Source organism: Vibrio hyugaensis, from assembly GCF_002906655.1.
Lineage (GTDB): Bacteria > Pseudomonadota > Gammaproteobacteria > Enterobacterales > Vibrionaceae > Vibrio > Vibrio hyugaensis.
In genome coordinates, this window is sequence record NZ_CP025795.1 from 1,665,991 (window position 1) to 1,688,507 (window position 22,517).

Here is a 22,517-nt window from a genome sequence, read left to right on the forward strand (position 1 = left end):
CAATCCCTCAAGCCACGGTATCTTCCGTGGCTTTTTTGTGCTCCGCACCTTTTACTGCTCAAGCTGACAGAAAAGTTAATATTTTGTTGCGTCTCCTATTCCAGAATGAATTCCTTGCTGATACATTGAGTCTAATAACAACGACAACAATAAAGGAATGACAGATGAGCAGTGGTCAAAGAGATATTACCCTTCGTTTTCTTGCTGAACCTGGAGACGTAAACTTCGGTGGCAAAGTACACGGTGGTGCCGTGATGAAATGGATCGATTTGGCAGCCTACGCATGCAGCGCCGCTTGGAGTGGTAAGTACTGTATTACTGCATACGCAGGCGGAATTCGCTTCGTCGCGCCGATTCATGTCGGTAACTTAGTCGAAGTCAGTGCCAAAGTTATCTACACAGGACGCAGTTCAATGCACATTGCTATCGATGTACAAGCCTGCGATCCCAAAGAGTTAAAAAACCGCCTTACGACACATTGTATCGTTATCATGGTTGCTGTTGATGAAGACGGTAAACCGACCGATGTACCAAAGTGGATTCCTGAGTCGGATGAAGACAAAGCACTAGAACAATCGGCTATTCGCTTGATGAACATGCGTAAGCAAATTGGTGAAGAGATGGAAGCGCACGTTAAGTATCTCAAATAACTCACGTCGCTCAACAAAAGTAAGCGTTTGCCCCCTTGCTGTGTGAAGCAATATCATGGTTGCGTCATTCGCTTCACACAAGCGTCAAATTGTCATAAATCTTTCACTTTGATTTGCTTAAATCCAAGCACAATTTTGCTATTGGATAGAGTTTGGATCTTGAGATTGAAAGAGACCACATTAAGCGAAGACACACTCACTAATTTGAAAGCCGTTGAATACCAATGGGTAAGAACGATGTATGTCGAAGGATATAACGAAACAGAGATTAATCATTACATTCAAGCTTGCTTTGGTGGTGACTCTACTTTTGCTGATTTATTTCGTCGCGTTGCGCTGCAACAAGAGAGCTTATATACCTTGCTCCAATACGTAGGTTGTGCTCCTTCAAGCCGAGAGTTTTAATCTCTCCCAACTCCCTGATTGCCCTTTCGAAAATACCCACAGATTATTTATGTGAAGTGATACGCATGGCATTCCAGCTCAACTGTGTAATCCATTGCAAAGCCGCTAATCTCTACCTGCATTAAGAAAATAAACCTCGTGAACGACGGGCATAAAAAAACCTGAGTCAAGACTCAGGTTATGGTTACAAGAAACTGTTAGTGATTAAAGCGTAAGGAACTAAGCTAACAGCCAGCTATGCGTAACGCCAATTAAAGCGAGATATTACTGATCGGCGGCCAAACCAAAAGTGTAATATCGATTGCTAAATATAAGGGCGACCTAATGGTCGCCCTTTTCTAGTTATTCTTTTGTATCTTAGTGACCAACCAAGATTAACCTTTCACACCACCAGCCGTTAGACCACCAACAAGCCAGCGTTGCGCCAGTAAGAATACCGCTGTGATTGGTACAGCTGAAAGCACTGCTGCTGCTGCAAAGTCGCCCCATAAGTAGTTCTGAGGGTACAAGTACTGCTGCATACCAACCGCAAGAGTGTACGAGTTTACATCAGATAGCAGTAGTGATGCTACCGGAACTTCGCCTATCACCATGATAAATGACAAGATAAACACTACCGCAAGAATTGGCACTGACAGTGGAAGCAGTACCAGACGGAATGCCTGCCAAGGCGTTGCACCATCGAGCGCTGCTGCTTCTTCTAATGAAGAATCGATGCTTTCAAAGTAGCCTTTGATTGTCCATACGTGAAGAGCGATACCGCCTAAGTAAGCGAAGATCAAACCACCATGCGTGTTCAATCCTAGGAACGGGATGTACTGACCTAGTTTGTCAAACAATGCGTATAGTGCAACCAATGCCAATACCGCTGGGAACATTTGGAAGATCATCATCGCTTTCAGGATAGTGTTCTTACCTTTGAACTTCATACGAGCAAACGCGTACGCTGAAGTGGTCGACAGAGCCACAATCAAGATAGCTGAAATACCACCAACTTTTACTGAGTTCCACAGCCAAGTCATGACTGGGAATGGAGGCGGTGTAACCGACCCATCTGCGTTTGTAACTGATATGCCTAGCGCTAATTTCCAGTGGTCTAGCGTCGGGTTGTCTGGGATAAGGCTACCCGTTGCAAAGTTACCTTCACGGAATGAGATCGCGATGATCATCAGTAGAGGGAAGATAATCAGCGCTAAGAACGCCCACATTGCGATATGCGTAGCCCAAACACGATATTTTAATGACTTGCCTTGTACCATTGCCATTGTTCTGTCTCCTTAATCCTGAGCTACTTTAGTAACACGTAGGTTCAATAGTGCTAGCGCGCCAACCAATAGGAAGATAAGCGTTGCAACCGCACTTGCTAGACCGAAGTCTTGACCGCCAGCGCCTTCAAATGCAATGCGGTACGTGTAGCTTACAAGTAAGTCCGTGTAACCTGCCGGCTCCGATGTGCCAATCATGTTAGGACCACCACCCGTCAATAGCTGGATAAGTACAAAGTTGTTGAAGTTAAACGCGAAGCTAGCGATCAGCAATGGCGTTAGTGGCTTAAGCATCATCGGTAGCGTGATGCGAGTAAAGTTGGTGATGAAGTTTGCGCCATCAATAGCTGATGCTTCATAGAGGTCTTCAGGAATGGCTTTTAGTAGACCCATGCAAAGAATCATCATGTAAGGGAAACCTAACCATGTGTTAACCACTAGGATCATGGTTTTCGCCATGAATGGGTCAGAGAACCACGCAGGGCTAATACCAAACAACCCTTCTAACAACATGTTGATCTCACCAAAGCTCTGGTTGAAGAGACCTTTAAAGATCAAGATAGAGATAAACGCTGGTACCGCATACGGAAGAATAAGCAGTAATCGGTATGCAGAGCGGCCTTTCAAGGCTTCCCACTGAACGACACTTGCAAGTACTAGACCGATAACCAGTGTACAAACAACGGTCAACGCAGAGAAAACAATCGTCCAGATAAAGATGCTGATGAACGGCTCTTTGATGCCATCATCTTTCCAAACACGTTCAAAGTTGTGCGTACCGATGTTTACCACGAAACCTGGAGAAACCGTGTTACCAACAAACTGACCATTTTCGTCTACTGGTTGGTAGTAACCCACATCCATATTTGGACGTAGTGTCTCTTGGGTACGATTGTTGTATAGCGTCTCACCATCGTCTTGCAGCGTGTAAAGCGGAACAACAGCCGCAAACTTACGAAGACCGCTCATACGGATGTCATCGCCGTTTGGCAGGTGTAAATCAACACCACTCAAAGCACTGCGGTTTTTAACGATCGTTTTAATCGGTTCTTTATCGCCCGTCGTTTCTGTGATTGGCGCTAAATCTAAGTCTGTCGCAGAGAAGCCTTGCAATTCAAAGGTTGGTGTTGCTAAAAGCGCTTCACCTTTCTTCACTACAATTTGATGACCCTGCTCAGTTTTGTACAGAGTGAACGGGTAGCTATCACCACTTTGGTACGTTCTGTCCATTAAAACGGTCTGCGCACGGTCAAAAGAGAGTTGGTTTTTTGCGCTGTAGTTAGTGAATGCGAGACCTATGGTATAAGCCAAAGGGAAAAGGATGAATAAGATCATCCCCGCAATACCTGGGTAGATATAGCGATGAGCGTAGGTCTTTTTACTACCAAAAATAAATAGCGCTAAACCGGTAAGAATGAGCGTAAGGAGTGCAAACGCAATCTCACCACGAGAATACATAAGGATTGTTGCGTAGCCATTGATAATGCCGACTGTGCCTAATAGTGCCCACTTGATAAACACTTTTTTGCTGCTCGGAAGGCTGGCTTCTGGTGCTGTCATAGCATTTGTACCTTGAACTGACTGCATAGGGAACCTGCTAGCGAATATAGGATAAAAGTAGAAAAGTAAGGAGAGGTTGCCCCCTCCTTAAAAAGGGTATTACCGAATTATTTAGTCATTTGTTTTTCTGCATCTGCTAGTGCAGCATCTACAGTTTGACGACCGTCAACAACGTTGATGATAGCGTTCTTAGCAGCACCCCAGAATGCGTTCATTTGTGGGATGTTTGGCATGATTTCACCGTTCATCGCATTGTCCATTGTTGCAGCAATACGAGTATCTGAATCTAGCTCTTTTTGGAATGAGTTTAGAGCAACCGCACCAAGTGGCTTATCATTGTTAACCATACGTAGACCGTCGTTAGTTAGTAGGTAGTTCTCGATGAACTCTACTGCTAGGTCTTTGTTAGGTGATGCAGTGCTGATACCAGCAGTTAAAACACCAACGAATGGCTTAGAAGATTGACCTTGGAATTTAGGTAGCGTCGTTACGCCGTAGTTCACGCCAGACTTCTCGATGTTGCCCCATGACCATGGGCCATTGATAGTCATTGCTGCAGTGCCTTGGTTGAACGCAGACTCAGATACTGAGTAATCCATATCCGCAGAGATAACGCCTTTGTCTACAAGACCTTTCACGAAGTTCATTGCGTCTTTCACGCCTTTGTTCGCAATACCAGCATCTTTAACATCGTAGCCAGTTGAAGTGTACTTGAATGCGTAACCGCCATCAGCCGCCATTAGTGGCCATGTGAAGTACGGTTCTTTTAGGTTCCACATGATTGCAGACTTGCCGTCTTTCTTAAGTTTCGCATCTAATGCTGCAACCTCTTCCCATGTTTTAGGTGGGTTTGGAACAAGGTCTTTGTTGTAGATAAGAGATAGAGACTCAACCGCTACAGGGTAGCCGATCAGTTTGCCGTCATAACGAACTGCATCCCATGCGAAATCAACGATGCCTTCTTGAACCTCTTGAGAAGGTTTGATTTCAGCAAGTAGACCAGCTTCTGCATAACCACCGAAACGGTCGTGAGCCCAGAATACGATATCAGGACCATCACCTGTCGCTGCAGTTTGAGGGAACTTGTCTTGTAGGCCGTCTGGGTGAGCCACTGTTACTTTAATGCCAGTGTCTTCTTCAAACTTCTTACCAACTTCTGCAAGACCGTTATAGCCTTTATCACCGTTGATCCAGATAGTAAGTTGTCCTTCTTCGATGGCAGCGTTAGCACCGAAAGAGCCCAGAGCAACAAGAGTACCTAGTGCTGCAGCGCTTAATTTTTTCATGTTCGTATCCTTTTTATATTTTTGATGTAGGGCTAGTCCATTGAGGTTCAGCCGTATTTCGACATATATCATCTGAAATAATCCCATATGTCTCATCCTCCTAATCCCTACGCCCTTGCAATTATGACGTATTTTCGTGATCTGAATCGCCAAGGGTTAGAGACTCAAATCACAAAATGAATACTTCCTGTGATCGGTTTCAACTTTAGGTCACGCAATAATGTGATTTCCGCCCAACTCGCCCTCTACTCCTCCTTTTTGCCTCCTCCCCGCCTACTCCCCCTACAATTATTTCCACTAGGAGGATGTAGCAATGAGTACAATCTTAGAAACTGCAGTCATCCAAGAGTGGATGGTAAGAACCCTTTCCCAGCAGTACCTACCCTATAGGTTAAAAGATTTGCTGGTTTTGCATTGCCATACGAGCGGAATTGTCATTATTGGTGTTGTTTGTGGTAATTATTTCACGGGGGAGACAACACGAATAATGTGGGGGAGAGAAACTCGTATTTGGCTATGGTGGGTAACGCTCCTGTTCAGGACATTTTGGAGCGTTACCCTGTTTTTCTTACCAATCCCAATAACTTACCGATTCCTACTGTTACTGCTCGCTAGAAAATTCATATAATGATGAGCGGTGAAAAATAAAAATTGATCGAGGACGAGCTACATGGCGAGTGTCACGTTAAAAAATGTTTGTAAAGCGTATGGCGACGTACTGATTTCTAAAAACGTAGATCTAGAAATCCACGAAGGCGAATTCGTGGTTTTCGTTGGTCCATCAGGTTGTGGTAAATCTACCCTTCTACGTTGTATTGCCGGTCTTGAAGACATTACATCAGGTGATTTGTATATTGGTGACGAGCGCATGAACGACGTAGAACCATCCAAACGTGGTGTTGGTATGGTATTCCAGTCTTACGCTCTTTACCCACACCTAAATCTATACGACAACATGTCGTTTGGTCTTAAGCTGGCAAAAGCGGACAAAGCGGAAATCGATAAGCGTGTTGAGCACGCAGCGGAAATTCTTCAGCTGGGTCACTTGTTGGAACGTCAACCAAAAGCACTATCTGGTGGTCAACGTCAACGTGTCGCCATCGGCCGTACGCTTGTTTCTCAGCCAAACGTATTCCTTCTTGATGAGCCACTATCAAACCTAGACGCCGCGCTTCGTGTAAACATGCGTGCGCAAATCACTAAGCTACAACGCCAACTAGGCTGTACCATGATCTACGTAACACACGATCAGGTAGAAGCAATGACAATGGCAGATAAAATCGTGGTTCTTGATGGCGGTTACGTTTCTCAGGTTGGTAAGCCTCTGGAGCTTTACCACTACCCACAAAACCGCTTTGTCGCTGGTTTCATCGGCTCACCAAAAATGAACTTCATGAGTGTATTTATTGATGAAGTCGAATCAGAGCGCGTAAAAGTTCAAATGTCTAACGGTGTATCTTTCTGGATTCCAGTTGATGGGACAACCGTAAACCGTGGTGACCGTATGTCACTGGGTATTCGTCCAGAGCACCTAATTGAAGCAACAGAAGCTGACGCAGCGATTCACGGCGAAGTGATGATTGTTGAAAAACTTGGTAATGAAACTCAAGTTTACTTGAACCTTGAAGGTGCTGACGCAGATGTTATCTACCGCCAGCCAGACACATTACCAGTTGATACAGGTGACAAGCTTGAAATCGGTATCCCAGCGCATCGATGCCACTTGTTCCACAGTGATGGTCGTGCGTGTCGCCGCCTACATAAAGAAAATGGCGTAGACGTAAAATAAAACCTCTTTCACCTTTGCTTACTGCCAATCCCTCTCACTTGAGAGGGATTTTTTATTCCACAACTATCGTATTAATTTTCTACCCCTTCAATTAATCCAATAGATCATAAACAACTTAGAACCTTAGTTACTCTTCAGAACTCTTCAATTAGTACTTTTACCCACCAACCCAATACAAGTATTACGTTTTTCCTAACCTGCCAATATTAGCCAAAGGTCCAAATTTCATTCTTATTTCCACTTACCTACAGCTAGCGAATTTTTAAACTAATTTCCAAATGATGAAGCGAGAAAAAACGTTCTTTGATCGAGCTTCTGACGTCTTTTACCTATCACAATCAAGCGTTAACGACACGAATATTGAGATATGAGACTCAATGGCGGTAGCGTGTCAAAAGGGATATTTAAGTTATGAAACACAAAGGACTCATTCGTTCACATGAGGTGGAGTTTGCTTTTCTTTACCGCCTAATTGATTTGATTTTTATTGTGTCATTTATGCTTTTGTTAGTAGTAAATGACGTCAACACATCGGTTGAAAAAGATTATGTCATTTTGTCATTCGTTGGCAGCCTCTCATTCTTGATTATGGCCGAAAGCGGAAAACTCTATCGCTCTTGGCGCACCAGCTCTTTTAAAGAGCAAGTCTTCATCATTTGCATCTCGTGGTTTGTAACCTGTACGTTTCTTTTTATGGTGTTGTACTTCTCTCAGGTTCATAAACTGTTCGATCAAAACATCTTAGCAATGTGGCTACTCCTGACGCCTGTGTTACTAATCTCATGGCGAAGTCTTTTCCGTGTTGCTTTGGCATCAATGCGTAAGTTGGGCTACAACACGAGAACAGCAATCATCGTTGGGCAAACCGCTCACGGCCTTACCCTTGCTAATGAACTTGAAAAACACAAAGAACATGGTGTCCTCTTCGATGGTTTCTACGATGAGCGTTCGAAGGATCGTTTACCCGAGTCAAACTACCCAATCAAAGGCAACGTCGGTTTAGCGCTGGAGCGAGCAAAGCGTGGAGAGGTGGATTACGTTTATATTGCAATGCCAATGCATGCGAATGAACGTATCGCTTCATTCCTCAATCAGTTTTCTGATACTACCGCTAATACTTATCTCATCCCTGATTTCTTCACCTACAACTTATTACACTCGCGATGGGATCAAATTGGTCAGGTTCAAACATTAAGTGTTTTCGACACGCCCTTTGCTGGCATTTCCTCATGGGTAAAACGTCTAGAAGATATCGTTTTATCTAGCATCATCTTATTGCTGATTTCTCCTATTTTGCTCGCTATTTCAATCGGTATTAAGCTGACTTCAAAAGGTCCGATAATCTTCAAACAGTTCCGTTACGGGTTAGATGGCCGAAAAATTGCGGTTTGGAAGTTCCGTTCGATGACCACCATGGAACAAGGCAACGATGTAAAACAGGCGACAAAGAACGATCCACGCATCACGCCTTTCGGTGGATTTTTACGTCGCACTTCCCTCGATGAACTTCCTCAATTTATTAATGTTCTTCAAGGCACGATGTCGATTGTTGGGCCTCGTCCTCACGCAGTATCCCACAATGAAGAATATCGACAAATCGTCGACCGTTACATGCTGAGGCATAAAGTTAAACCAGGCATTACAGGCTGGGCACAAATCAATGGTTATCGGGGGGAAACTGACACCCTAGACAAGATGGAAAAGCGCGTTGAGTTCGATTTGGACTACATCCACCACTGGTCAGTGTGGATGGACCTCAAAATCATCTTCCTAACCATTTTTAAAGGATTTACAGGTTCAAATGCATACTAAGTCAATCAGCATGAAGAAAGTGCCATCACTACTCGCTATTGCTCTAGGGTCTGCATCCGTTAGCGCCGAGCCTATGGCGTATAAGACCGATTCAGGGATTGAGTTTATCCCTGTCTTAGGGGTGTTTTACGAAGGCAATGACAATATCAACAAAGCCGATAGTGGAGAAAACATCGAATCGGTCAACATATGGGGTGTAGAGCCAGCCTTACTCGCTAAAATTGAGCGCAATCAGTATCGTGCAAACTTGCTTTACAAGTTGAGCGCTGGTTTTTCTTCTGATGAGCAGAATAATTACGATGACCACACTTTTCAATTTACCAATTTTTTTGAGTTCAATCGTCGCAATCGACTCGTCGTTGATTATCAATTCCGTGCCCAGCATGAAGAAAAGGGCGAAGGCTTCTCGGAGGGTCAAGGCACTTTACTGAACGATCCAATTGAATTTCATCGCAATGACCTGAAAACAAACTATGTGTTTGGTTCCGAGGGTTCAAAAGGCAGATTAGAGTTTGGCCTTGGCTACCGCGATACAACATACCAAAACTATCGAAACGGTTTGCCAGGTAAACCGCAATCCAAAACCAAATACAACGACTTTCGCTCGCCAAACGCCCACTTAGAGTTTTACTTACGCGCAACACCGCGCACTTACTGGCTTGTGGGTACTCAACAAACGACGACAGATTACCGTTCAGATAACCCAGTCGAGCCTTCAAAAGACAACTATTCAGGCTTCTATTACACCGGTGCTCAATGGGAAGTGACGGGTAAAACGAAAGGCATCGCTCGCTTGGGCTATCAGGTAAAAAACTTCGACAATGATCAGAGAGAAACCTTTGGCGGCTTGAGTTGGGATATCGGTCTAGAGTGGCTGCCGCAAGAACAAACCTTATTTACTATCAAAACAACTCAAGCGGCTGTTAGCCCAGATCAGGATGGCGATTACAACCTTCAAACACGTTACAAATTGGATATGAAACATGATTGGAACAGCTACCTCACAACACGCTTAGGCGCTCTATACCAGCAAGACGACTACACCGGAATCACACGAAATGAAGATCGCTACGCCCTTTCGGCAGGTATTGACTATCAAATTAAGCGATGGGTTTTACTACAAGCCGATTGGCGATACCAAGACAAAACCTCAAATTGGCAAGGTTACAGCTTTGATCAAAATGTTTGGGCTCTTAGCGCTCGATTTTCTTTATAACAGGGAATGTTAATGAAACTTTTAACCACTTTCTTGAGTTTAGTGCTTACGCTGTTTAGCGCGTTCACGTTTGCGACCACTAACGAACAAGATTACCAGTTAGATACTGGCGACACGATTTCGGTACAAGTATATGGTGAGGAAGATCTCTCCATCAAAAACATTCTTATCACCTCTGACGGCTACTTTGACTACCCCTACCTTGGGCGTATCAAAGCAATCAATAAAACCCCAAAACAACTCAAATACGAAATTGAAACTGGCTTAAAGGGTGACTACCTGATTAACCCAAAAGTGATGGTCACTATTAACAGTTTCCGACTTTTTTACGTAAACGGTGAAGTCAGAAAACCGGGGGGCTTTGAATATCAACCAGGGTTAACCATCGAAAAAGCGATAGCGCTTGCTGGCGGACTGACCGACAGAGCCTCTCGTAAAAGCATCAACCTTACTCAACACAATACGGGTAAAACCGTGGAAAGTGTCAGCATGCAACGTTCTGTTGAACCTGGTGACATTGTATTTATCGATCAGAGCTTCTTCTAAATGACAGGCAATTCAATGAACGGAACTCATGCAAATCATCCCCCTTCGAATCATGTTGAACTGATTCGATTTGGGCACCACTTTAGAACCCTGAAAAAGAACTGGTTAAGCATTCTTGCTTTCACCATCATCTTTTCGCTCACCTGTACTTGGTATATCTATTCAAAGAAGTCGGTATACCAAGCAACAGCAACCCTCCTCATCCAAGAAGAGCAGAAAAGCGCGCTCTCAATCGAAGAGGTTTATGGTGTTGATACCACCAAGAAAGAGTACTTCCAAACTCAAATTGCGATACTGAAATCCAATCACATTGCCGACAAAGTCATCACTCAACTCAACCTAACAAAGCATCCAGAGTTCACCAGCGCTAGCGGTATCAAACAGAAAATTGATGAGATAAAAGCGATCCCGTTTGTACAAGATTTGTTGCATGTCGCACCAAATCCAAAAGAAACATCTCAACACAGCAAACCGTACTATCAAGCACTTCAAACCTTTAAGAGAAAACTTGAAATTGAGCCAGTTCGCAATACCCAACTGGTAAGAATTCGTTTTCGCTCCACTGACCCTCAGCTCGCGACAACCGTCGCAAATGCCGTTGGCCAAGCTTATATCGATGCCAATTTCGAAGCGAAACTGGTCGTCACACAAAATGCGGCCACGTGGTTAACCAATAACTCGCAGAAGTTGGAAGAGCGCCTCAGAACCTCAGAACAAGCACTGCAAGAATTCTTGATGCAAGAAGGACTTATAGACATTAATGGTATCGATGATATCTATGCCAACGAACTGGAAGAGCTTAACCGTAAACTAAATAGCGCGGTAAACAAACGCATTGAAGCACAAACCTTGATTGAACTCCTTAAGAGGAAGTCCTCTCAAGATTTGGATAGCTTGTTATCAATCGATGAGTTCGCAAACCAAGCTCAAATTCGCGACTTAAAACTATCCGAAGCGCAAGCAGCTAAAAACGTGTCTGAATTGTCACAACGTTATGGCCCAAAACATGACCGTATGATTCAAGCACAAGCACAATTGACTTCGATTCAAGCGAGAACACAGCGACTGATTCGTGAAATTTCCTTTAGCAAACAGCAAGACTTACTCGCCGCAAAGTCGCAAGAAGATCTATTGAGAGCAGAGTTGGACCGCAAGAAGTCGGATTTCCAAATGCTTGGTTCCCAGAAAGCACGTTATGAGCAACTCAAACGAGAGGTGGAATCAAATAAAGATCTGTACGAAGCCTTCTTGAACCGCGAAAAAGAAACCAACGCGACGAGTGATTACAAAAACGTCACGGCGCGATTTACTGACCCTGCGATCGTGCCTCTTTTCCCTATCGCGCCTCAACGCATGAAGCTTGTGTTAATTGCAATGTTCTTTGGATTGGCAATCGCGTGTGCGCTTGTGATTCTTTTGGAAACGCTTCGCGAAGTCATTCGTACCTCATCAGATGTTCAAGACAAACTCGGAGTAACATGCCTTGGCACCATTCCAAAAGTCAAAAAACGTAACCTCAGAAAAAGGGGCATTACCTACACCGCTTATTTAGACCAAGATGAAAAACTGTTTAGTGAAGCTTGCCGCTCAGTAAGAACTTCCCTGTTATTGAGGTTAACAAACACTCAGCAGAAAGTATTACCTTTCACCTCTGCAATACCTGAGGAAGGCAAAACGTCCACCAGTATCAACATGGCCGTATCATTTTCCACTATGGAGAAGGTGTTGATCATTGATTGTGACTTACGCAGACCATCACTTGCGAAGCGATTTAACCTACCGGAGTCAAGTCCAGGACTCACTAACATCCTCACGATGGATACTCCTCTGAGTGAGTGTATCGTTCGAAGTGAAGAGGCAAACTTAGATATATTACCTGCCGGTATTATTCCACCGAACCCTCAGGAGTTGTTGGCATCAGATCGTTTCGAAAAACTACTTGAGTACCTTAAGAGCAAATACGATCGCATCATCATCGATACGCCACCTTTACTCTCCGTGAGCGATGCTCTCATTCTTGGTCAAAAAGCCAATGGTTTGATTACGGTAATCCGTTCCGAATCTACCAAGGCATCGCTGGTTAACATAGCGTTATCCAAGCAAATTCAACACTCTATACCATCTCTTGGTGTTCTTATCACTCAGGCGAAATCTAAGGAAGGAGAAGCGCTTTATGTCCAAAAATACGCCTACTAATCATACTATGCAGTGGTATCAGCTTCTTAAAAGCCAAGAAACTCCGATCCTTATTTATCAGATGGGCAAGGTGGGTTCGAGTGCGCTAGAGAAATCCATTCCTAACTCGCTGCATTTGCATGATTTGATGTCAATCGAAGCGGGAAAGCAGATTTCGCCAGTACGAGCGCAACTTCATAAACCAGTTACGAACCTTGTTAAGCGCACTTTAAAACGAACCATCATGTGCAACATGCTGAAGCGTAAACAGCAGGTGCGTATTATCTCGTTAGTGCGTGAGCCCGTTGGTCGCAACATCTCAATGTTCTTTCAATCACTGCCGTTTTGGATGGCGGATAAATATCTCAAAGACGACAGCGCCGTGCGCTCAGAACGCCCTCAACTGCTTCATGAGGCTTTTGAAGAGCATGTTAATCACCAATATCCTCTTGATTGGTTTGATAATGAAATCAAAGCACTCACAGGCATTGACGTGTTTATTCAACCTTTTGATCAAGAACTTGGCTATCAGACTTATCAAAATCGCAATTTCTCACTCATGGTTATCCGAATCGACAAGTTGGATCAGTCACAACAAGCTATCAGTGAGTTTTTGCAACAAGACGTCACCGTCGTCCACGAAAATCAGGCAGACAATAAATGGTACTCACCATTAATTAAGGAATTCAAACATTCCTACCAACCTAAACCTGAGTTCGTGGAAGAAATGCTGTCCTCCAAATTGACTAAGCATTTTTTTACCGCACCTGAAATCGAAAAATTGAAGACAAAGTATCTACCGGCTTAACCATGAAAACCAAAATACTTCATATTATCAATGATCTATCAAAGAATGGTGGCGCACAAAAGTTTCTCGTTGATCTCGTAATGGAACATGCTCCCGAGTATGAGATAAAAGTTCTTGTGCTGTGTGATGACAACGATTACCTGGAGCCATTATCAGCTCAAGGTATCGTATGCTTCAATTGGCAGACACTCTCATTTAAAGAAAAATGGGCACTATTACGTTGGCCAGATTTAGTCCACGGGCACCTATATCCGTCAATCTACCTTGCTCTGTTGGCGTTTGGAAAAAAACGCATTCAAACCGAGCACTGTTCACATAACCGTCGCCGTGACTACCCACTATTCAAGTTCTTGGAATACATCCTTTATCGAGGCCATGACCTGACTGTCAGTATCAGTGAAAAGGTGCAAGAAGAGCTGGTTAAGTTCATGCCCCATTATCAGCACAAATATCGTGTTGTTCATAATGGCGTAGACCTTGCTCGCTTCCCTATGCAAGTGAGATCGGGCGATCAAGTCGCAAACAAGGACGTGATTAAGATTGGTATGGTCGGCCGACTGCATGAGCACAAGGATCATGACACGCTTGTCCGCTCCATTGCTCGATTGCCTGCCAACTATGAGCTGCACCTAGCCGGAGATGGAACAAAACGCAATGAGTTGGAATCGTTATGCCAGCAACTCAATATCATCGAACGTGTTCATTTTCATGGTGTTGTTTCTGATATCCCTACCTTTCTAACAAAGATGGACATTTACGTGCAGTCATCGCACGTTGAAGGTTTTGGCCTAGCGGCAGTAGAAGCCATGGCGGCAGGCTTACCAGTGCTTTCTTCGGACGTTCCAGGCCTAGATGAAGTGATGGGTAGTAAGGATTACCTTTTTAGCGTCGGAGACTCAGAACAACTAACAGAAAAAATTGCTCAGCTTTGCCATTTAAAAGAAGCATACAACAAAGCAAGTGAATACTCCGTCAACCGCGCCAAGCTGTATACAATCGACAAGTTCCGAGATGGTTACTATGGACTCTACCAGCAACTCTGTACCAGTAAGTAATCGCATTACGTTCCTTGCTGCTGTAATTCTTGCGCTGTTTTTTGTTCCGGTAAAGGTGGGAGCAGGAGGAATTGCACTCGCTCCTTCCGACATTGCAAGCTTGCTATCACTGGGATTTGTAGCACTCGTGGTCATTGAAGGTAAAACACAAAAGCTGTTTCACCCTAGTATTGGCTTCTTACTTTTATTTACCTGCTACGTGTTTGTTAACGGCATGCTGAATCGCGTGCCTATCTTTCCACTCATCACAGAAACCGTTCAGTGGGTTGCGATACTCAGTTTATTGGGCCTGCTGTATGCCTACGGTGTATTTGATGACGAACGAGTAATGGTGTATCTCACTTATAGCTTGTTGGTCATTTGTTCGTTCGTTGCCGCGTGGCACTTTGCGCAGGGCTACCACAGCGGTTTCAAGCTTCTCGGTGTCAGCAAATACGCTTTTGGAGTACTTTGCTCCCTACTTTATTTATATCGAAACAGAATTAGGGCTTTTCCCGCCTTAATGTTATTTGCTTTTGTGCTACTGCTTCTGTCACAAGAAAGAAAAGCTTTGCTGGGCTTCTGCTTGTTAGTCTTGATCGATCAAGTCTTTATCAAGAGATTAATCCGTCAAGCAGTTAGTGAGACTTACACATGGACGCTATTACTCGTTGGCACTTTAATTATTTTGGCTACCGTATCAGCCTCTCTTTACTTTGGCTTTGACCAATTAGCCGACAAGCTTGAAATCACCCAAGAAGACATCTTATTCGCCAACCAAAGCGAAGCTCGCTGGGTCTCCAATTTACACCGTAAATTGCTGCTTGCTAACGGGCTGGACATCTTGCTGCAACATCCCGTATTTGGCGTTGGAGCCAAGATGTTACCGAATTATATGATCAGTTATTTCAATTATGATGAATTAGCGATCTATACCCATAACTTCATACTCGACACCTCAATTGAATATGGGTTACTTGGCATCATCTTGTTGTTTGGCGGTTACTTCCTGTTTATGAAATTTTGTTTCAATACATTGAAAGAAAACAGAAAAAGCTTATTACTCTCAATCTACGGCCTGATTATGGTGTTTTTCGTCGCGGTGAACACCACCATCATTTTAATACTTTTACTACCCGTCATGATTAGCAAAAAACGGCATCATAGTCATCCGATAGAAAATCAAAAACAACCTGATCATAACGATCAATCTGAATTACCGATTCCGCCAATATCCAACAACTAATAACGCCGCGGAACAACGAATTTAAAGTTATCAAGGATAGGATAAATGAAATATTCAATCTCTCGACAATTTGAAAAAAACCGAGAACTTCAAGCAGACAATTTTGTGTTGGTTTATCAAATGGGCAAAGTTGGCTCATCTTCCATTGAACACACGCTAGGTGAACGAAAAATTCCGAGCTATCACATCCATACTTTTGATGATCATGAAGAGTTTCACATGTATCACAATAAAAAAGATGTGGGTAAGTTCTTCGACTTCAAGAACCGTGCTATGTACCGCCTCGTGCTCAACAAACGAAAGCGCATTCTACAAAAGCGCGACAATATTAAAATCGTCACTCTTGTTCGCGATCCCATCGCTACGGTATTTTCCCGATTTTTCCAAGACTTACACCTTCAATTTATTGAAGGTAAGAAAAATGATGCTATTCATCGTGATATGGATGTGACGTACAAGCACATCGAACATTGTTTCGACAACTATATTAATCTGAACTACTTTGCGAACTGGTTTGATAACGAGCTAAAACGTAATTTCAATATTGATGTTTTACGCCAAGAAATTGATAACACGCAGCCGTTCTATACATTCAGCAATGAGAAAGCGAGTGTCATTTTGATCAAATGTGAACAACTTAGCTCGCTCGATAAAGAAATCGGTGAGTTTCTTCACCTCGACGATTTCGTACTCAAAAACAGTAACGAAGCAAAGAACAAATGGTATTCCAATATCCATCAGTACTTTAAAGAGCGTTACGATTTCTCCAAACTTTTCTACATGTATGACCTTCCTCTTTACCGCCATGTTTATTCTGAACAAGAGCGCGAAGCATTCAAAAATAAATGGAAGCAAACATCAGGGACGAAGTCATCATGAAAAAAGTACTACACATTACCGAAGCCTTTGGCGGTGGCGTTCAAACTGCCCTCTATAGCTACGTTCACTCATCACGTTCAGAACCTTACGAGCACTCTTTACTTGCGCGTGCACGCTCGAACGATATGACCAATGAATCCAGCAATCACGTTTTCAACCAAACCAGATGGGTTGAAGGCAGTTTGTTGAAATTCATGAAAGATGCCAATGCGTTTATCGCTGAATTGAAACCAGATATTGTTCACTTACATTCAAGTAAAGCAGGTTTTTTGGGACGCTTTCTAAAACTTGGCCATGCTCGCTTGGTATACACACCGCATTGCTATGCATTTGAGCGAGAAGACATTTCAAGCTTTGCTCGTCAAATCTACAAAACATTGGAAAAAGTATCGCTCAACAAAATTGATATCGTCGCAGGTTGTAGCCAAAGAGAATGCGATCTAGCAATCAGCATTGGGGCGAAACGCGCCGAACTGCTGAATAACTACGTAACGTATGACAGTGAAGAGTACGCAAAGAGCTCACACAAGACCAAACTCAAGCTGGTGGTGCTTGGCCGTGTTGCACCACAAAAAGACCCTCAGTTTCTGATTGAAACGCTCGGCTATCTCGAATCAAATCATTTAACTCGAGAGTTTGATATTACATGGATTGGTGGCGGTGATGCTGAACTGGAACAACAACTGCGTGAGATCGGCATTACTGTCACAGGAATGATCCCTCGTAACGAAGTAGTAAGCTTACTCAAAAGCTCAGATTTATATCTTCACACTGCAGCTTGGGAAGGCATGCCTCTGACAATTTTGGAAGCGGCCAAGTTGCACTTGCCAATGGTCATTCGCTCAATTGGTGCAACCAAAGACCTGAATTACCCTTTCTTAGCACAAAGCGCCCAAGACATGGCAAAACAGTTGACGCATTGCATCAATCATTATCATGACATTGACTTCCATCAGTACACGATCGGATTAAACCAAGCGTTCAGTGAAGAGAAACAACGCTTAGCACTAAACAGTATCTACAGCTAAGGTTTTTTATGCTTCATTCCATCAGCCAAAAACTTCAAAACCTGCCGAGTGACAAAAAGCAATTTTTCTCTCTCGGCGCAGCAACGGCTGTAGTCAAAGCCCTTGCCGCTTTCTTCGCTTTCCTGCTGACAATTGTCGTTTCAAGATACTCAGACACAACCACTGCTGGGCAGTTCTTCTATCTGTTCAACCTTGTATCATTAGTTGCAATCATAGCTCAACTTGGCTTCAATATTTCGTTGGTAAAATTCAATGCAATCGCCTTTAAGGGTCAAGACTCTCTCGAACAGAGTAACAATTATCGAATTGCACTCGGCAGAAGCCTACTCTTTTGTGCCGTAGTTTGTTCTGCGCTTTATCTGGCTTTCACGAATTTTCCTGCCCAACTCAACACGACTCAAGTTTCAGGTTTCTCTTTAACGCTAGCAGTCATTGCGATCCCTATGCTCGTCATAGGCCAGACCAACAGCAGAGTGCTGCAAGCATCAAGAAAAGTGATTGCCTCTTTGATTGCACTGCAGTTGGGAGTCAGCTTTCTTATGGTGGCGTTGATCGTTGTCGCTAAACAGTCATTTTTGATCACCACCGATACATTGATGGCTTTGTTTTTAGTAGCGGCAGCGTTTGTTGCTTTGCAATCGACAATTCAATGGCTTCGCTCTGGTCAGTATCAACATGGACCGACAACAGCAAATCATGAGCTAACCTATTCAGCAAAACAGGTGTGGACTGGCAGTATTTTTACCAATCTTGTTCAATGGGGAAGCTTAGTCATTGCGGGCTTCTTTATTTCCACCTCCGAGCTTGGGCTTCTAGCGGCGGCACAACGCACTTCCCTACTGATTGGCTTTGTTCTTGTTACGATTAACTTTGTCGTTGCTCCTATGTTTGCCTCACTCTACAAAGAAGGCAAAATGGACAGGCTACGCAATCTAAGTCGCCTTGCATGCCGAGCGAACATCGGTGCTGCGATTGTTCCCGTCATCATTTGCGTATTATTTCCTGAATTCGTAATGCAACTGTTCGGTAAAGAGTTTGTCGCTGCTGCACCACTACTCATCGCGCTCTCTTTAGGGCAACTGGTAAATGTGGCAACTGGCTCTGTTGGTTTCCTTCTACTTATGAGCGGGCACGAAAAGACCATGAAATACATCACTATCGTCTCTGGGATTATTTCCATCGCATTGCTACTCTCTCTCTCTCAATCGTATGGGGTGCTCGGTGCCGCTTGGGCGATTGCCATAGGCTTAGCGATTCAAAACTTGGCAGCACTCTATTTTGTGAAACGATATCTAGGCTTTTTTCCAGTGGGGTAAACATGACAATTACTATTGCTCGATTGAGCTTCATTACCGTGTTGTTACTAAGTGTCACTCTATCGCTATGGAAGAGTTCAGATATTAACCACAGCGTTTATCAAGAAATGGAGAACTATGTTGGCGGCTCCAGTACATTGCATTTTACCTTCAGCCTTTTAATCGGGTTTCTCGCCGTCTTTAACTTCCCAAAGTGGGTGACAGCAACAAAAGCAGACATGTTTGGTATTCGACTCCTTATATTGTTGCTCTTTATTGTCTCGCTGGAAGAATTCAGCCAACTATTTATTGCCACTCGTTCATTCGGTTTTGAAGATCTTAGTACTAACTGGATAGGTATTATCTTGGGCTATTTCTGTGCCAAGTTTATAAAGCTCTTTGCTAATCATTAGCTTTTTAGGCCTATTCATCACTCTAAAATGACAAACTACACGCCTGTCTCGCACAGGCGTTATACTCTCTCTATCCTTTCCCCAATCTGTACAGTGCCTTGATTTTAAAAAGAACGCTTTCTCGGGTTGCATTCCATTCTCTCCTTGTCTCAATGCGACTCTCACGCTGAATACTCCTGCGTTCGAAGGGCAACACAAACTCACTGTCATCAAAATCTATACCGACCTTCAGGAAAGAAATAACCTCTCGGTTACCTCTGAATATTTTTAAATATTTTTCTTAAAGGGCGAGATATACTCTCGCCCTATTACATTATTAAGAGCATCGGTTATGTCTTCACATCCAACCAAAATCACTTTCTTTGAGTTCCTAACACCACTGATCACAGCGGGCAAAAAGACAATCACCATTCGTGATGAATCAGAAAACCACTACGTACCAAATACTGAAGTGGAAGTGTTTACCCTAGAGACTGACCGCAAAGTATGTGACATCAAAATCCTATCGGTAGAACCACTTAGCTTCGATGACATTAATGAGTTCCACGCCGAGCAAGAAGCTATCGAACTGCCAAAATTAAAAGAGCTTATCCGTGAAATCTACCCAAACATCGATGAACTCTATGTAATTGAATACGAACTGCTCAAGTAAGGTTCAATAAATTACTAGACGACTGGTCTAATCAATTTTATAGTATTAGTCATGAACGCAAAAACGAACGATACACGTCAACACATCCTCGATGTCGGCTACCAATTGGTAGTAACGAAAGGTTTTACTAGTGTTGGACTCTCAGAACTTTTGAAGGCAGCAGATGTGCCGAAAGGCTCTTTCTACCATTACTTTAAGTCGAAAGAGCAATTTGGTGAGGCATTGATTGAAGATTACTTCTCTCGCTACTTTAAGATGATCACAGCCCACTTTACCGAAAGTGAAGGTTCTGGCTGCGACCGCCTACTGAGTTACTTTGAGCGCTGGATGGCGATTGAAAACGGTCAATGTAATGCCAACAAATGCCTAGTCGTTAAGCTAAGTGCCGAGGTATCTGATCTATCAGAGACGATGCGCGTAAAACTGGCTTCCGGTGCCACTCAGGTGGTGAAAGCGATTGAAGATTGCGTCCAAGCAGGTATTGATGATGGCTCTATCCAAGTTGAATCAGCAGAGCAAACCGCCCATTTGATTTACCATCAATGGATTGGTGCAAGCTTACTCAACAAACTGTATCAAGATCGTTCCGGTTTAATGCGTAGCTTTGAGAGCACTCAAAGTATGCTAAAAAGCAAATAACGGACCACACTTAATCCGCCTTATCTTTAACCAAAAAGTACGGCGGATTTTTTAGGAATCAAAACTAGACGACTGGTCTAATAATTAATATAGGAACTTACCATGACCCAAACGCTCAACCGTCAAATCGTATTGGCTAACCGTCCAAAAGGTTCGCCAGTCCCAGAGAACTTCCGTTTAGAACAAACTGCCATCCCTACTCCGAGTGAAGGTGAAGTGCTTTTGCGTAGCGTGTATCTGTCTCTTGACCCATATATGCGCGGCCGTATGAATGAAGGCAAATCCTACGCTGATCCTGTAGAGCTAAATGACGTAATGGTTGGCGGGACCGTTTGCCAGGTCGTGGAATCGAAGAACTCAGATTTCCAAACTGGCGAATGGGTGGTGGCTTACACAGGCTGGCAAGATTACGCCCTGTCTAACGGCGAAGGTCTATTCAATTTAGGCAATGAGCCAACTCACCCTTCTTATGCACTTGGTGTGCTTGGTATGCCGGGTTTTACTGCTTATGTCGGTCTATTGGAAATTGGTCAGCCTAAAGCTGGCGATACCCTAGTTGTCGCAGCTGCAACAGGTGCGGTTGGCTCTATGGTTGGTCAAATCGGTAAACTAAAAGGTTGTCGCGTAATCGGCGTCGCAGGCGGTGCAGAGAAGTGTCAGTACGCAAAAGAGACTCTATGCTTTGATGAATGTCTTGATCACACCGCTGAAGACTTTGCAGAGCAACTAGCAGCAACATGTAACAAAGGCATTGATGTCTACTTTGAAAACGTAGGCGGTAAAGTCTTTGATGCTGTATTACCTCTACTTAATGTCGGCGCCCGCGTGCCACTTTGTGGTTTGATTTCTCAATACAATGCAACCGCGCTACCTGAAGGCCCAGATCGTATGTCGATGCTGATGGGTAACATTCTGGTTAAACGTATCAAGATGCAAGGCTTCATCATTTTTGATCACTATGAGCAAAGCTACTCAAACTTCGTGAAAGACGTAAGCCAGTGGCTAGCCGAAGGCCAAATCCACTATCGCGAACATCTAGTTCAAGGTTTGGAAAACGCGCCAGAAGCTTTCATTGGTCTGCTTGAAGGCAAAAACTTCGGCAAACTTGTCGTTCAAACGAATCAGCCTGAATAAGAAAAGGATTCTTCCATGATTAAACTACATCATTTAAACCAGTCTCGCTCAAAACGCATCATTTGGTTGTTAGAAGAATTGGGGGTGGATTATGAGATCGTGCCTTATCTTCGTGACAGCGTCACCTTCCTTGCGCCACCTGAGCTCAAGAGCATTCATCCACTCGGCAAGTCGCCTGTATTGGAGGATGGCGATGAGATCGTTACCGAGTCTGGTGCTATCACTGAATACTTAATTGAAAAGTATGCAGATGGACGTTTTGCACCAGTGCGTGGCAGCAAAGCTTACACGCAGTACATTCAATGGCTGCATTTTGCAGAGAGCTCAGCCATGGTTCCCCTGCTGCTCAAAATGTTTGTTGCTAAAGATGGCGCACAGACCAATTTCCTTGCGGACTACGCCGATGCGGAAACCATGAAAGTCATGGGCTACGTTGATCAAAGCCTAGAAGGGAAAACCTACTTTGTAGAAGAGCGACTAACAGGCGCGGATTTCATGATGTCTTTTGTCGCCGATGTCCTAAACAAGTTTGGCGTCATTGAGCGCTTCCCAAACATCCAACGTTATGGTGCACAGCTCGCGACTCATCCTGCGTTTACTAAAGCAGAAGAACTTGAAGTGAAATTCGGTTAATCGAGTTGAAACCTTCTCAAACCGTTGAGAATTTCTGTCTATTTCGGGAATC

At 43.8% G+C, this 22,517-nt stretch carries 21 protein-coding genes; 18 read left to right on the forward strand and 3 right to left on the reverse strand.

The window, feature by feature from the left end:
• Window positions 1-164 precede the first annotated feature (164 nt).
• Together C1S74_RS24555 and C1S74_RS24560 are read left to right on the forward strand one after the other, a co-directional pair.
• Window positions 165-650 (forward strand): acyl-CoA thioesterase, encoded by a 486-nt coding sequence (locus C1S74_RS24555; protein WP_038867221.1) that lies wholly within the window; start codon window positions 165-167, stop codon window positions 648-650.
• Between the two features lie 159 nt (window positions 651-809).
• A complete protein-coding gene (locus C1S74_RS24560) occupies window positions 810-1,055 on the forward strand; it encodes a hypothetical protein (RefSeq protein ID WP_038877777.1) in 246 nt (81 codons plus the stop codon).
• 374 nt (window positions 1,056-1,429) lie between these two features.
• Here C1S74_RS24560 and malG read toward each other — a convergent pair whose 3' ends face one another.
• The 3 genes from malG to malE all read right to left on the reverse strand — a co-directional run bounded on the left by malG (window position 1,430) and on the right by malE (window position 5,166).
• Entirely contained in the window at window positions 1,430-2,320 is an 891-nt protein-coding gene (gene malG, locus C1S74_RS24565; protein ID WP_020194055.1) for a maltose ABC transporter permease MalG, read from the reverse strand.
• 12 nt (window positions 2,321-2,332) lie between these two features.
• Window positions 2,333-3,907, reverse strand: a complete 1,575-nt coding sequence (gene malF, locus C1S74_RS24570) for a maltose ABC transporter permease MalF (RefSeq protein ID WP_045398552.1) — start codon at window positions 3,905-3,907, stop codon at window positions 2,333-2,335.
• An 80-nt stretch (window positions 3,908-3,987) separates the two neighbouring features.
• On the reverse strand, window positions 3,988-5,166 hold the full coding sequence (gene malE, locus C1S74_RS24575; protein WP_045398554.1) for a maltose/maltodextrin ABC transporter substrate-binding protein MalE: 1,179 nt from the start codon (window positions 5,164-5,166) through the stop codon (window positions 3,988-3,990).
• 670 nt (window positions 5,167-5,836) lie between these two features.
• Between malE and malK the strand changes: the two genes are divergently transcribed.
• From malK to C1S74_RS24660, 16 genes are all read left to right on the forward strand, one after another.
• Window positions 5,837-6,955 carry a maltose/maltodextrin ABC transporter ATP-binding protein MalK gene (malK, locus tag C1S74_RS24585; protein ID WP_045398556.1) on the forward strand — a complete coding sequence of 373 codons (1,119 nt, stop codon included), beginning with the start codon at window positions 5,837-5,839 and terminating at the stop codon, window positions 6,953-6,955.
• Between the two features lie 411 nt (window positions 6,956-7,366).
• Window positions 7,367-8,767, forward strand: coding sequence for an undecaprenyl-phosphate glucose phosphotransferase (locus C1S74_RS24590; RefSeq protein ID WP_045398557.1), 1,401 nt, complete (start codon window positions 7,367-7,369; stop codon window positions 8,765-8,767).
• Entirely contained in the window at window positions 8,757-9,983 is a 1,227-nt protein-coding gene (locus C1S74_RS24595; protein WP_045398559.1) for an outer membrane beta-barrel protein, read from the forward strand. Before C1S74_RS24590 ends, C1S74_RS24595 begins: the two co-directional genes overlap by 11 nt.
• A gap of 12 nt (window positions 9,984-9,995) precedes the next feature.
• Window positions 9,996-10,529, forward strand: a complete 534-nt coding sequence (locus tag C1S74_RS24600) for a polysaccharide biosynthesis/export family protein (protein ID WP_045398560.1) — start codon at window positions 9,996-9,998, stop codon at window positions 10,527-10,529.
• Window positions 10,530-12,725 (forward strand): GumC family protein, encoded by a 2,196-nt coding sequence (locus C1S74_RS24605; protein ID WP_045398562.1) that lies wholly within the window; start codon window positions 10,530-10,532, stop codon window positions 12,723-12,725.
• Complete coding sequence (locus tag C1S74_RS24610; protein WP_045398563.1) at window positions 12,703-13,512, forward strand: putative capsular polysaccharide synthesis family protein; 810 nt, start codon at window positions 12,703-12,705, stop codon at window positions 13,510-13,512. Before C1S74_RS24605 ends, C1S74_RS24610 begins: the two co-directional genes overlap by 23 nt.
• 2 nt (window positions 13,513-13,514) lie before the next feature.
• On the forward strand, window positions 13,515-14,567 hold the full coding sequence (locus C1S74_RS24615; protein WP_045398565.1) for a glycosyltransferase: 1,053 nt from the start codon (window positions 13,515-13,517) through the stop codon (window positions 14,565-14,567).
• A complete protein-coding gene (locus tag C1S74_RS24620) occupies window positions 14,533-15,792 on the forward strand; it encodes an O-antigen ligase family protein (protein ID WP_045398566.1) in 1,260 nt (419 codons plus the stop codon). Before C1S74_RS24615 ends, C1S74_RS24620 begins: the two co-directional genes overlap by 35 nt.
• 45 nt (window positions 15,793-15,837) lie before the next feature.
• The gene (locus tag C1S74_RS24625) at window positions 15,838-16,671 is read left to right on the forward strand and encodes a putative capsular polysaccharide synthesis family protein (protein WP_045398567.1); all 834 of its coding nucleotides are present in this window, start codon (window positions 15,838-15,840) and stop codon (window positions 16,669-16,671) included.
• Window positions 16,668-17,699 (forward strand): glycosyltransferase, encoded by a 1,032-nt coding sequence (locus tag C1S74_RS24630; RefSeq protein ID WP_045398569.1) that lies wholly within the window; start codon window positions 16,668-16,670, stop codon window positions 17,697-17,699. Before C1S74_RS24625 ends, C1S74_RS24630 begins: the two co-directional genes overlap by 4 nt.
• Window positions 17,700-17,707: 8 nt before the next feature.
• The gene (locus C1S74_RS24635) at window positions 17,708-19,015 is read left to right on the forward strand and encodes an oligosaccharide flippase family protein (RefSeq protein ID WP_045398570.1); all 1,308 of its coding nucleotides are present in this window, start codon (window positions 17,708-17,710) and stop codon (window positions 19,013-19,015) included.
• A gap of 2 nt (window positions 19,016-19,017) precedes the next feature.
• Window positions 19,018-19,407: a VanZ family protein gene (locus C1S74_RS24640; protein WP_045398572.1), complete on the forward strand. Its 390-nt coding sequence runs from the start codon at window positions 19,018-19,020 to the stop codon at window positions 19,405-19,407.
• 331 nt (window positions 19,408-19,738) lie between these two features.
• The gene (gene yqfB, locus C1S74_RS24645; protein ID WP_045398573.1) at window positions 19,739-20,059 is read left to right on the forward strand and encodes a N(4)-acetylcytidine aminohydrolase; all 321 of its coding nucleotides are present in this window, start codon (window positions 19,739-19,741) and stop codon (window positions 20,057-20,059) included.
• Window positions 20,060-20,110: 51 nt separating this feature from the next.
• Window positions 20,111-20,698 carry a TetR/AcrR family transcriptional regulator gene (locus tag C1S74_RS24650; RefSeq protein ID WP_045398575.1) on the forward strand — a complete coding sequence of 196 codons (588 nt, stop codon included), beginning with the start codon at window positions 20,111-20,113 and terminating at the stop codon, window positions 20,696-20,698.
• Window positions 20,699-20,800: 102 nt separating this feature from the next.
• Window positions 20,801-21,832: an NADP-dependent oxidoreductase gene (locus C1S74_RS24655; RefSeq protein ID WP_045398576.1), complete on the forward strand. Its 1,032-nt coding sequence runs from the start codon at window positions 20,801-20,803 to the stop codon at window positions 21,830-21,832.
• A 15-nt stretch (window positions 21,833-21,847) separates the two neighbouring features.
• A complete protein-coding gene (locus C1S74_RS24660) occupies window positions 21,848-22,465 on the forward strand; it encodes a glutathione S-transferase family protein (protein ID WP_045398578.1) in 618 nt (205 codons plus the stop codon).
• Window positions 22,466-22,517 lie beyond the last annotated feature (52 nt).